This window comes from Turicibacter sp. H121, from assembly GCF_001543345.1.
In the GTDB taxonomy this organism is placed as follows: domain Bacteria; phylum Bacillota_I; class Bacilli_A; order MOL361; family Turicibacteraceae; genus Turicibacter; species Turicibacter bilis.
This window is the reverse complement of sequence record NZ_CP013476.1, coordinates 2,530,698-2,544,246: the sequence shown is the minus strand read 5'-3', so window position 1 is coordinate 2,544,246 and position 13,549 is coordinate 2,530,698. Positions and strand designations below refer to the sequence as shown.

Here is a 13,549-nt window from a genome sequence, read left to right as displayed (position 1 = left end):
ACACATGGTAGCGGGATGCCTATGATTATATAAATTCATATTTTATATCCTTTTTTAAGGTTTCATTCTCCTTTTATAAACGTAACATTTTTTGCTTCATACGTCTAATTTCCTCTAATGCAATCTCAGTATTATCAATTGTGGCAATTAGAGAAAACTGTTTGATCTATTTATAGATAGTAACTTCTGACACACCATATTCACGACTAAGGTCTTTGACTAAACGTCCCTTTTTATAAAGTTCAACAATCATTGATTTAAATTCAGTATTATATTTTTTGATAGCGACACATTCTTTGATTAAGTCTAGTATAACGACTTAACTTATGTGTGTCCATAAAAATATACTAGAACCACATACTCAAAATATAAAAAATAACTTTCTATAAATCTTTTAATAATCCTTCAAACCACTTAATATTTACTAAATGATGAGAAACTGAATTTTCCATCATTTGTCTGAAATAATTAGGAATACTATCATTATTTTCAAGAGATTTTTCTAATAAAAAAATTCTCTCCTTAGTTTGTTCTATTTGTGTTTCTATTAGCTTTTTTAATTCCTCGCTTCTATACTCATCAGCAAATAATAGTGCTCCATAAAAAGATAAATTTACATACTCAGTTTTAGCTCCATACTTTTGCATTAATCTTTCAAATTCTTTATCACCTAGTTCGGTTATAATATAATTTTGTGTATCTCTAGTATTATCTAATTTTTCAATTCTTTTAATATACTTTTTCTCTTCTAATTGTTGAAGATTATAATAGAATGACCCTTTAGTAAAATTCACTATGTATTTATAGTGTCTCTCTTCCATTAAGGATAATAATTCATATCCGTAAGAACCTGGGTTTTGTTTTAATAAACCTAAAATTAATAATGGTATCAAAAAAATATCTCCTTTACATTTCTAAAATTATACAATAATTATTTTGTCATTATAAGATTTAATCATTATTAATTTTCATAACCTGAGCCATAAATTCATCATATGATATTTTTCCTAATGCAAAGTCCATGCTGTTTATATACATCTTTTCTGTCTTTGTATATGTTCTTGAATAACTTAATTCTAATAATTCATTTTCATTAATTAATTGTTCTAATATATGTTGTTTCTTAGAAAAGGCCTCAAAATATCTTAAGCCAAATTTTCTTTGAGAAACTGCATCAATATGAATACCATCTGGATTAGAAGTTAAACCTACTGCAGTAACAAAATAACAATTATCTTGTTCAAAAGCAAACTTCTCTAACTCTTTATTAACCAAAGCATATTCAGTACAGTTTTTACCAAACCCTTCTTTTCCTAAAAAGTCTGGTAATCCACCAATAATAAGTGGAATATCTGGAGTATTTAATTCTTTTCTAAGTGTTTCAATAATTACAAGTAACTTTTCATAATATACTTTATAGTTACCATTAAAACTATCACTTTCTCCTTGATGCCATAGAATGCCGACTAATTCGCTAGTTTGCATAGCGAATTTAGCTTCACTTATGGCATGTTTAAAAAGTACCTTATCTATAGCCCAATCATCTAGTGAACTACCACCTTCAGCACAAGGAATTAAGCCAATAGTATCTTCTTGATTTTCACGACACCAGGCATCTGCAAAAGAACCAGCTAGACTGACTCCTGAAACAGGACGATCATAATTTATTGGTTCAGTCATCATTTGCCATTGTCCATTACGTAACATTTGTATTCTTTCATTGTAAATAGGAGGGACTTCATCAATAAAACCCCTTCCAGCCATGTTTGACTGTCCTAACATTAAAAATGATTTAATCATTTTTTTCATCCTTTCTTTTGTTTAATATTTTTAATTTGAGCAAATTTTATTAAATGACGAATCGTCAATACAAGTGCGGCACTTGCTCATGAAATAACTAAATCTATCATTAGTCTAATTAGACTAATGTACTTAAACAGTATAGTCTAATTAGACTATACTGTAAATAAATATTTTCATAAATTCAATAAAAAACCACACCTATTTATGATACGGTTCTCCGTTACACCTCCAAAGGAGCACGTTTTACTTTAATTGTTCTAAAGCCTTATATTTTTTAAGCTCTTTCATAAGTTCTTTCTCTATTTCTTTATCTAAATATCTCCTTGGAATTATATGAGCTACAAATCCACTTATATATAAGGATCATATCTTCGTAAACTTTTACATCTTTTATACTTTCTAACGATACTGTTTCTGATATAGAATCCCCTTTTACTACTATTGTCCCATCAATAATTTCTAAAGTCTTACTTCCAAATATTGATGAATTATCTCCTTAACTTATGAGTTTATCTGGATAGGTTACAATTAATTAGACAGTTTTTTTAAGGTCATGTAGAATTATAAATAATATCAATCTAAAGGAGCTTTAACATGACCCAAACTAAAACTCGTAGACCTCGCCGTACGTATACAGATGAATTTAAAAACCAATTAGTCCAGCTTTATTTAAATGGGAAACGTAAATGTGATATTGTTCGTGAATACGATATCTCATCGTCTTTACTCGATAAATGGATTAAACAGTCAACTTCTACAGGTTCTTTTAAGGAGAAAGATAACCGCTCAGAAGAAGAACAAGAGTTAATCCAACTTCGTAAAAAGGTTAAACAATTGGAAATGGAAAATGATATTTTAAAGCAAGCCGCGCTGATCTTAGGACGAAGATAAATGTGATTAAAAACAATACACACAAATATTCAGTTTCAGCGATGTGCAAAGTCCTTAATGTGCCTCGTAGCACTTATTATTACGAGTCTAAACCGAAGAAAGATGAAACTCAACTGGTTACTGATATCATTGAGATTTTTCGTCGAAGCCGAAATAATTACGGGACTCGAAAAATTAAGCAAGAGTTAAAAAAGATGGGACAACAAGTTTCACGTCGTCGTATTAGTCGTATCATGAAACAAGAAGGCCTTGTATCGAATTATACCGTTGCTCAATTTAAGCCGCATACAGCTAAATGTAACGAAGATAACACTGAAAATATCGTGGATCGTAACTTTGATGAACAACCACATTTAAACGTTGTTGTCAGTGATTTAACGTACGTTCGTGTAAAAAATCGCTGGCACTATCTTTGTGTGCTTGTAGACCTGTTTAATCGTGAAATTATCGGTTATAGCTCTGGGCCTAATAAGGATGCAGAATTAGTTAAGAAGGCGTTCAGTACAGTCCAAACTAACCTAAGTCAAATCAAGATTTTCCACACGGATCGAGGTAACGAATTTAAGAATAAAATCATTGATGAGATTTTAGAGGTATTTGAAATTGAACGCTCTTTAAGTATGAAGGGATGTCCCTATGACAACGCTGTTGCAGAAGCGACCTATAAAGTAATCAAAACAGAATTTGTAAACCATCAGATATTTGAAACCCAAGAACAACTAGGTTATGAATTTGCCGACTACGTTAACTGGTATAACAATCATAGGATCCACTCTTCACTAGGTTATTTGTCCCCAGTTGAGTATCGTAAAAACACCCTTAAAAAAGTTGTTTAGTTTAGTGTTGACAATCCAATCAGTTTCTTTAGCTACTAATTTTTTGTATTGCTTAGGATATGTTAAAATCCAAATGACTAAAAAAACTATCGCTACTATAATCCAATATATACTCGGTTGATTAAATATCCCCGTTCCTGTAAAGTAGATTGGTATAGAAAGTATTATGGGTACAGCATATCTAAGTATGTTAAATGTACTTTTCTGTGATTTCGAGTTTTCTAAATGATGTAAATTGAAGCTTATATAGTCATCTTTTGTTATTTTAAAGTCGATTTTCATTTGTGCCGTCCCCTTATTATTAAAAACTTTATTTACATTATATTACAAATTTCAAGCACTTACAATTAAGCATAGTAACATGAAAAAAGGAAGGGTCTTCATCTTCTTCAGACGACCCTTCCTTTACTTTTAGGCTTTGAATGTCTTATATTTAAATCCTACATATAAAAATTTAACTTATCTATTTAAATTTAATCTCTAATTGCGTTTAGTTTATGAAGCAAATACTCTTTTTTATTCAATGGATCATACGTTGTTTTTTTGCGTGCTTTTGAAAATTCAGCTGAAGCTTCCTTATACCCATAAAATTTTGTCACAAACATTCCTCTACCTTCTGTATATGAAGCTATTTTCATTTTATATTCTTTTGAATTTTCTACTGGAATTAATCCCTTTATTGAGAATTCATCCCCTATAACAATAGGATTATCAAAGGTTGCCCTCATAGTTTCTAAATCCCATACCGCTTTACTTAAAGCATTTTGAGGAATCTTTAACTCAAACTCATGTAATGGCTCTAATAAAACAGTTTGTGCTTTATATAATGCTTCCATGAATACCATAGGTGTCACATTTCTAAAATCTGCTGGAGTGCTGGCTGGACTAAAAAATTCACCACAGCTAAGAGTGACTTTTACATCTGTAACCTCCCATCCAAATAATCCTTGTTTACTTGTCTTAATAACTGCTTCTTCAATTGCATTTTGAAAAGATTTTGGCAATGACCCTACTGAAACATTAGAAATATACCTAAGACCTTCGCCTCTCCCTGCTGGTTCTATTTCTAAGCCTACTGTCGCCCAAAATGGATTTAAGTCTTCCTGCATATGCATTATTGACGCTCCAAAACCTTTAGGTGTTTCCTTATAGATAGTCTCAATATTCGAAAACTCTACTTTTATTCCATATAAATCATCTAACATGGAACTTAGTATTTCCGTTTGAACTTCACCGAATAAGTTGACATAAATTTCTTTATCTATGTCATTCATCTCTAATTCTAGTAGTGGATCTTCCTCTGCAAGTAATGTTAATGCTTTAAATAGCTCTGGATTTTTTTCTTTATCAATTGCAGAAATTGTTGTTTTTAATGCTGGTTTAGCTATAGATATATTTTTAATTTTATCATTTGAAATTCCAATAACATCTCCCACTTGGAAACTTGTAAGTCCATATAAAATACCTATATCCCCTGCTTCTATCCTCTGTGCTTCAACAACTCCCCCATTTTCTAACCTATTAATTTTCTTTACTTTTTCTGCTATCTCCTTATTAGGTACTTGAATTTTATCTCTTACAGATATTTTTCCTCCAAATAATCTTACATAAACCTTCTTTTCATTTTTACTTGTTCTTTCGATTTTAAATACTACTCCAGATAAATCACTTTCACAATCATCACCTGCAAATGGAAAATAACTACAAATTCCATCTAATAAGTCTTCAACTCCAAGTCCAATTGCTGCCGCACCACAAAATACTGGATATAGACTTCCTTCACTTGCATATAATGAAAGCTTTTCTTGTATTTCTTCTTTATCAGGTTCTATTCCACCAATATATCTTTCTAAAAATGCTTCGTCTAAGTCTGATAAAACATCAATAGCATCATCATTTATCATGCATGTATCAAATAGTTTTTTTATATAAACAGCTTTGCTTCCTACATCATATACTTCTTGTAATCTAACTACTTTATTGGACATATTCTTCTTTATATCTTCAAATACTTTATTGAAATTTGCCCCAATTCTATCTAGCTTATTTACAAAAATTATTGTTGGAATGTTTAACTCCTTTAATGTCTCAAATAATATTCTTGTTTGTGACTGAATACCCTCTACTCCTGATATAACTAGTATCGCTCCATCTAAAACACTTAATGAACGTTCAACTTCCGAAATAAAATCCACATGTCCTGGAGTATCAACAATATTAACCTTGACATTATTCCAATTAAAAGATATGGTTGATGATTTAATGGTAATCCCTCTCTTACGCTCAAGCTCCATAGAATCCGTCTGTGTATTGCCTAAATCAACTCTTCCAACTGATTTTATAGCTCCACTATAATATAATAAGTTTTCTGTTATAGTTGTTTTTCCTGCATCCACGTGTGCTACGATTCCTATATTAATTATTTTCTTCATAATCAATACCTCCAACTCTATCAACCACCTTTTTATCCATTATCATAGCAACAATATATAACACTAATACCGGTGTTACTAATAACGAAGTACATGCTATACCCATACTCACTGAAATATTTGTAGCTATGATTCCTATAATTGGTCCACCTAAAATTTGACCTAAGGAATTTATTTGTCCATTTATAGAAAGTACAGTAGATCTGGCCTTGTCATCTATATGTCCATTAAGCCATGCACTAAATATAGGTTCATTTATAGTTCTAAAGGTACTTGTCGCTAAATAAGCTATTAGCATTAAGTTAAATCTTTTTGTAATAGCAAATATGAACATAAATGATATATAAAATATATTTATACATAATAACAGCTTTCCATTTTTATTCTTATCATCATCCTTAAGCTTCTTTTCCATAAAATGCATTACTATAGCACTCAATATCATTCCTGCAATTCCAAAAATTCCGAACCAAGTCACTGGTTTAAGGTTTCCAAGTTTAGGAAGCATAGTATCTTGTAAAAAATGCATATTAGAAAGTCTATCATAACCTTCACTGGATAATCCATAAAATAAAGTTACTGAAAGCAAAATTATAATTATAGGTTTATTTTTTATAAATTTAAGACCAGATTTAAAGGTATATCCCATCTTTTTAAAAGTATTTAAATCCTCTGGAGCAGATGATTTAAAATTATTTTCTGGCATATATAACCATAAAAATAATGCAAGAATTATAAATAAGACTCCACTAACTATAATAGGTAGTCTTACAGATAAATTAGCTATTACAGTGCTTAGTACTATTCCAATAACCGATCCTATCTGTCCTGCTTGTGCTCCCTTTATATAAATTTTATCCAAATCTTTATCTTTCTCTTCTTCCGCAATCCAAGCTTCAACAGATCCACTAATAAAAGTAGAACCTAATCCCCATACAATCTGTGCTACAAGTACGAAAACGAAACTAGAAATAGAACCTTCTAAAATAAATCCCACTCCTGTTAAAACTACACCAATAACAATAGATAGTTTACGACTGTACACATCTGCAACTATTCCTGTAGGAATTTCAAATATAAAGCATGCTACTTCTAAAGTAGTTCCAACAAGTATAAGCTGAAGTGGATTTAAATGCACCGTTTCAATGTGATACACTATCATAACTGTAGCTACTAGTGAAAAACACATTGCTGTAATAGCTGAAAATAATAAATAAGTTTTATATGCTGAAAGTTTATTAACCATTAATAATCACCATCCTAGTATTTTTAAAAAAATTTATTTGTTTTTCATAATCTTCATATTTAAATATATAAATCATCAAAATAATCTCCTTAAATAAAAAAAGCTGTAAGTGAACATAATTCACTTACAGCCTCATAATTATATAACCTAAATATAAACATGAAATATACAACTTTAATTTATATAACTTATGATTAAGCTATGCAAATTAAAGTCTTATATCATATCTATAAATATAGTAAAAATAGGCATAAAAATACCGTGTTTAGAACACAGTTTTCCTATTCTTCAAATAAAGATGTAATATGCTCATTATAATACTGATTATTTTTAGAGTACACAAATAGACATGGTAATATCAATATTATTGGCTCAACACCAAAATTGGTTCTTGACACTTAATTCATCTATAAAAAATCGTTCATTACATTCCAACAAGATTCTATTCTCATAGATCGTTCGATTCGGAAGAAAATAACTTCTTCGAATTAATGTTTTAATTTTATTATTTCGTCCTTCTACTGAACCATTTGTGTAACGACACTTATGGTAATTAGAAATTTCTTCTGTCCAATTTTCAAAAGGTTTAAGTGCTTCAGTTAATTCAGGAATATTTAGGGCTTTAGCTCGAGCAATCCATTGAATTAAACGTCTATAAGAATTTGTTTCATCACTTAATTCATACCAATTAATCAGTGATTCTTTAATGGCATACACTTCCGTCAGTTCTTTTGAATAGCTTAGAAGTTTTCCTAATTTTCGTTCTTCTTTCTCGCTCAAAGAATCATATCGTTTACCGATAAGGTTTTTATTTCGTTTCAAATATTTACGACTTTCCGGTGTTAGCGATAAACTAATCCGTCTTCTCACAGCCTGTAAGGCATCTGTTAGATAACGATTCACATGAAATCGGTCAGCAATTCGGATAGCATCAGGAAAAACTTCAGCAACAAACTTGTGATAAGAACGTGCTAAATCCATCACAACAGCGTAGGGTTTCAACTCTTTGAGTTGCTTCATTAAGACTTGATTTTGAATTAACGTTTGATAAGTTCTTCCCATAACTAATGTTAACAGGTTACCATTTCTTAGGTCATGAAATCCTGTATTATAAGTATGACCTTTTCGAATCGCAAAATCATCAATGCCTAATATGAGCCGAGTTGATCCTTGAGCAGCAGCGATCACTTTTCTTTGAATAGACGGAATTAAATGAGCAAGATGTTGCTTAATGAAGCGTTCACCAGTTGAGTAAGGGACCTTAAACGTATCTGTTAATTGTTTAACAGTGGTACCGACTAACGGTTTAGAAAGTTCACGTTTATAATCGTTTGTATAGCGAGTTTTCCCTGTCAAAAATGCATATTGATAGGTAAAAGAAACTTCACACTGTTTACAGAAAAGACGCTTCATCGGAATCAATAAAATGGTTTCACGATTGAAACAACGTAAATGTCTAACTTGACGTAGTTTTTGACGGCTACCTTTACAAATAACAAATGCTTGAGTATGGCAACAAGGACAAGGTTGTTTACTCTTTGTTGGACACAGGCTTAAAACTAAAACATTATCTTCAGAAATATGATAGTTACTGACTGTAACATCTTGTAATTGAATTAAATCATTGATATGATGTAAGTGCATCTAAAATCTCCTAACTTTAGTTTGGTCGCACTTACTAAAGTACAAGATTTTAGATGTTTTTTTTATAGGTAAATATAAGCATTTATTTAGTCAAGCACCATTTCTGGTGAAGACTCATATTATTAATAATTGTTTCTACCACAAATAAACCTTGAGTTATCCAAGATTTTTTTCATATACTTTTTAAAATAATCCTTATTCAGTTAGTTTAGTTAAAAACTACCTCTTTGCGCATATTTACATCTCCTTTACATTTATATTTTTCATGTTTATATTTTAGTATAATTACATTATATATAAACTTTTATTTTTTTCAATACTTTTATATTCATATTTATCCAAATTCAATTGAAACTTTATTACTTCAAATAACTTATATACACAAAAGAATAACTACTAACTTTAACCTAAATCTGAAATGAATATAAAAAATATATTTGTGGAATGTTTTACAATTTCTTTCAATACTATAGATTAGAAAAAACAAATTCTAATTTGCTGAAATAGGTGAAAAACGAAGAACCTATGAATAAAACTACAATAACCTACAAAAATTCAAATTTTAGATTTTTGTGAGTTTCATTGCAGAATTAAAGCAGACCTACCTTTCATTTATATATCCAATTTTGGTAAAGTTCGCACTTACTTGTGATACGGTTCACCATCTCTTATGCTAAATCACATCTCTATTGAATTAAATGTTTCTCTAATTCTTATAAGCTTTATTACATATCTTTTGATTTATGGCATATATAATTTTTTAATATCATATATCTTGAAAATCACTTGTAACATGTATATGAACGTGGATGCTAACCGAAACACCCCATCTCTACCATGAAATTCCCCTGTAATAAAAATACACTATCGTCATACTAGAATAAGACTATCCATGCTTTATTATATAATTTTATATGGTAACTACGAATGAATTGTGATATACTATTTATGTAACGAATTAAAAAGTTATAACCCTTATTGTTATTTCTCTTTTAGTTAGTTTGTTTTGTTTGTTGAAGAACAGCCTAGTCAACTGTTCTTCTTTTTTTATTTCTGAAAACTGAAAGAAAAAGCCTAGCTGTCATTAGCTAGGCTTTTTTGATAAATTAACAGCAACTGTTCTATCGTTGCCTATTGAATATCATGACACGATATGCAAAAAATACCGTTTAACTTTTTTAGTCCTAGTTTTATACGTGGATATTTCCCGCTACTTAATGAACTTTGATAGATAGAGTATTTCATCAAGAAACACGTGCATCTTGTATAATAAGTATCTCCCTCTCCTAACAAAAAAACGCCTTAAAAACGTCACCCACACGCCGTACATCGTAGGCGCACGGTGACGTTTTTTAATGGCGTTCATTTTAGTTATAGGCTCTTTTTTCTTGTATGAGAAGATTAATTTGATAAATAATAGCCCCTGTTAAATAAAGAATATAAGATGATCTTCCATCCCCAATCGTTGCCTTGCAACCGTTTGGGATGGAAGGTCCTCTTTGTACTAAGGTTATATCTAAGTATCGTAATCCCGCTACTAGGAATTATCTTTGTTAAGTGGGCAACTAAACATCAAGCCCTCACTGCCCCACATCAATAGGATGGGGGCGTAAAAAGGAATTGATGCTTAGTGATCATCTTTGTTTGTAATAAAACATCCAATAAGAAAAGGCGAATGATGTGATGAACATGATTCGCCTATCCATGCCTTATTGTGTTTCTTTAGGTGAAATGCAATTAGATAAATTCTTGTAGCGGGAGGCTTGTGGTTATTAGGATAACTGCCGTTACAGGCGGCGCTTTAAAATCCCGCTACGATGAGTTTTTCAGATTAAATATAAAACTAAATAACACATCCACTTGGATGTAGGCATGAGTGGATTGATATTTAGTGATACTGTTATTAGGGATAAATGTAGTTAGAATGCTTCATGGTAGCCGAATATTCCATGTTTATTTCTAGCATGTTTTAAATCTATTACAAAAGATCATGGATACCAAAACCACATGAATTCATGTCGTTTTGATTTTCCTATTTTTCTTTTTATATCAATCTCTTTATTAATAAGAAGATACTATTTAGTGGCGGGAGTAAATAATAGTTCAGTTTCTTCAATACTGAACCGTTATTTACGTTCCTTATATTCATAGTTCTGTTGATAATGATAAAAGCCCCAATAGTTGCCTTGCAACCGTTGAGGCTTTTATTAATTTCTTGGTACTAAGGTTTATTCTTTATCCACAACGAAAAATCTCCCGCTACGATGAATGACCTTTATTAAATACAATACTAAACATCAAGCCCCACGCCCTTACCATACGCTAGGATGGTGGCACTGGCGGATTGAATGTTTAGTGATGACGCTGTTTAAGTATGGATTTCCACTAAGTGCAAAAATCGTTAGATTTGAGTCTTAGCATAGGATAAGAAAAGGCTAATGATGCACTTGCATGATTAGCCTATCCATTTACTTATTGTTATTTGGAAGCATTGAAGTTTCATCAGGCATGGTAGCGGGATTACACATGATTATGAAAATACCTGTTGTGACATAAGGCACTCTAGTTTTTTAAAACACATGATTTATCTTTAAATCTCCTGCTTTTGAATAAAAGCAGAAATATATTCCATAACATAATGGTAAGTTTAAGACTTGCTATTCCCAAAACTCCTTATGTTATAAAATCCCTTTTATTAAACAGCTGATTCCCCTCATCAGTTGTTTTTTTATGTCTTTTATTCTTAATACATCCCGCTACGGCAATCACCTAAAACATTTGGGATGGGTACTGACCCATCTCCACGATAATATTCACATCCGGAAATTTTACAGGGAATTGATAAAACAAAAACCATTATCTGAGTTCAGATTAAATGTGATTTGGGATAATGGTTTTTTCTTTTCCTACGTTATCAATTTAAATCAGACAATTAGTTATCACAAATTAAGTCATTGATTTTTGTTTACTTTATATTAATGAATATCTATTAAATAACTTAAATTTTATAGCTTGCTAATTGTTTGATCATAACTGGATCTGAATGTGAGAAGAACTGGCTTGAACCAACGTTTAATGTTGCGATTGCAGTTTTATCTTCATCTGTTAATTCAAAGTCAAATACATTGATATTTTCAGCCATACGTTCTGGTTTAATTGTTTTTGCTAATACTATGACATCTTGTTCAACTAACCAACGAAGGATAACTTGTGCAACTGATTTTCCATACTTTTCACCGATTTTTGTCAGAACAGGATTTGTAAAGATTCCATTTTGTCCCTCAGCAAATGGTGCCCAAGCTTGTGGTGCAATTCCTTCTTCACGTAAAGCGGCAATTATTTCTGTTTGTTGTTGAAATGGATTGATTTCAATCTGATTAATAGCAGGTGTTACTTCATTAAAAACAGCTAAGTCAACTGCACGATCAACTGCGAAGTTTGAAATACCGATAGCACGGATTTTTCCTGCTTTATACAATTCTTCCATTGCACGCCACGCACCGTAAACATCGTTATATGGTTGATGAAGTAATAGTAAATCAACATAGTCAGTGTCTAATGCTTCAAGTGATGCTGTGAATGATTTCATAACCCCTTCGTAGCTAATATTTTGAATCCAAATTTTTGTTGTAATAAACAACTCTTCACGAGCCACATTAGATTCTTTAATCCCGATACCCACTTCACGTTCATTCATATAGCTTTGCGCTGTATCGATATGACGGTAACCTGCTTTAATCGCATCTTTAACTGCTTGTGCCGTATGTTCTGGTTCAATTTGGAATACACCGAAACCTAAAATTGGAACATCTACCCCATTATTTAATTTTACTGTTTTCATCATTTATTCGCCTCCTGTAATTTGTTTCAATCAAATTTACAAGTATTACTATAGACTATAGAGTAAACTCTATAGCAACTAATTTTTTCTTAATTCCCATAATTTTTCAATATCTTCTTCTAATATCTTACCATTTTTAAATTTTGCAAGATGCTCATCATAAGTCTCGATTTTATAAGCAAGTAAATCACGAGCTTCTTGAATTTCAGCTAGTTTTTTTTCTACTTGTTCAAGCTGATCAATTAAAATCTGTTTTTGTTTTTTCTCTACGTCAGGGTTATCCGCCTCATGCTCTTTTGCAAGACGAGCAAACTCTTGTAAAGAATCAATTGTCATTCCAGCCTTTCTCAAAGTTTTGACAAGAAAAATCCAGTTTAAATCGCTCGTCTGATAGTCACGATATCCTTGTTTATTTCGTGTAACTGCTGGAATGACGCCAACTTTTTCATAATAGCGTAAGGTATCAATCGAAAGATTGAACATTTCTGATACTTGTTTTGAGTTCATCTGTTTCACTTCCTATCATTTACTTCTGTATTATAAACACTGGAGTGAACTCCATAGCAAGCGAATTATCTATTATTAATCATATTTTACACGTATATCCAAAAATTAACAACAATTGATCTATAAAGGCAATAGTGATTGAATTAAATCACTTTTACTAGTTCTCTATCTTAGATGATGATAAAAGCCCCAATAGTTGCCTTGCAACCATTGAGGCTTTTATCAATTTCTATGTACTAAGATATATTCTACATTTACAAATAATAATATCCCACTACTATAATCGCCTTCTCTTAAATAGCAACTAAATATCAAGGCACCTGCCACCACCATTCCCTACTAGTTGAGG

9 protein-coding genes are annotated in these 13,549 nt (G+C 31.1%); 1 reads left to right on the top strand and 8 read right to left on the bottom strand.

From position 1 onward, the window contains the following. Window positions 1-166 precede the first annotated feature (166 nt). The 3 genes from AT726_RS13665 to AT726_RS12160 all read right to left on the bottom strand — a co-directional run bounded on the left by AT726_RS13665 (window position 167) and on the right by AT726_RS12160 (window position 1,800). The gene (locus tag AT726_RS13665; RefSeq protein WP_144436993.1) at window positions 167-253 is read right to left on the bottom strand and encodes a hypothetical protein; all 87 of its coding nucleotides are present in this window, start codon (window positions 251-253) and stop codon (window positions 167-169) included. A 130-nt stretch (window positions 254-383) separates the two neighbouring features. After that, window positions 384-893 (bottom strand): PadR family transcriptional regulator, encoded by a 510-nt coding sequence (locus AT726_RS12165; protein WP_068759699.1) that lies wholly within the window; start codon window positions 891-893, stop codon window positions 384-386. Between the two features lie 58 nt (window positions 894-951). Next, the gene (locus AT726_RS12160) at window positions 952-1,800 is read right to left on the bottom strand and encodes a sialate O-acetylesterase (protein ID WP_068759698.1); all 849 of its coding nucleotides are present in this window, start codon (window positions 1,798-1,800) and stop codon (window positions 952-954) included. A 597-nt stretch (window positions 1,801-2,397) separates the two neighbouring features. On the opposite strand from AT726_RS12160, the gene AT726_RS12150 reads away from it, so the two are divergent. Further along, window positions 2,398-3,530 (top strand): IS3 family transposase gene (locus AT726_RS12150; RefSeq protein ID WP_144436946.1). Its coding sequence is split into 2 segments (ribosomal slippage): window positions 2,398-2,659 and window positions 2,659-3,530, totalling 1,134 coding nucleotides; the frame shifts between segments, so codons are not numbered across the junction. A 473-nt stretch (window positions 3,531-4,003) separates the two neighbouring features. Here AT726_RS12150 and tetB(P) read toward each other — a convergent pair. The 5 genes from tetB(P) to AT726_RS12120 all read right to left on the bottom strand — a co-directional run bounded on the left by tetB(P) (window position 4,004) and on the right by AT726_RS12120 (window position 13,200). Further along, window positions 4,004-5,962, bottom strand: coding sequence for a tetracycline resistance ribosomal protection protein TetB(P) (gene tetB(P), locus AT726_RS12140; RefSeq protein ID WP_068759696.1), 1,959 nt, complete (start codon window positions 5,960-5,962; stop codon window positions 4,004-4,006). Next, window positions 5,946-7,208 (bottom strand): tetracycline efflux MFS transporter TetA(P), encoded by a 1,263-nt coding sequence (tetA(P), locus tag AT726_RS12135; RefSeq protein WP_006440994.1) that lies wholly within the window; start codon window positions 7,206-7,208, stop codon window positions 5,946-5,948. The genes tetB(P) and tetA(P) overlap by 17 nt, the downstream gene beginning before the upstream one ends. Window positions 7,209-7,580: 372 nt before the next feature. Continuing rightward, window positions 7,581-8,852, bottom strand: coding sequence for an ISL3 family transposase (locus tag AT726_RS12130; RefSeq protein ID WP_068759695.1), 1,272 nt, complete (start codon window positions 8,850-8,852; stop codon window positions 7,581-7,583). 2,998 nt (window positions 8,853-11,850) lie between these two features. Continuing rightward, window positions 11,851-12,696 carry an aldo/keto reductase gene (locus AT726_RS12125; protein WP_237297123.1) on the bottom strand — a complete coding sequence of 282 codons (846 nt, stop codon included), beginning with the start codon at window positions 12,694-12,696 and terminating at the stop codon, window positions 11,851-11,853. Between the two features lie 75 nt (window positions 12,697-12,771). After that, on the bottom strand, window positions 12,772-13,200 hold the full coding sequence (locus tag AT726_RS12120) for a MerR family transcriptional regulator (protein ID WP_055304143.1): 429 nt from the start codon (window positions 13,198-13,200) through the stop codon (window positions 12,772-12,774). Between the last annotated feature and the right edge of the window lie 349 nt (window positions 13,201-13,549).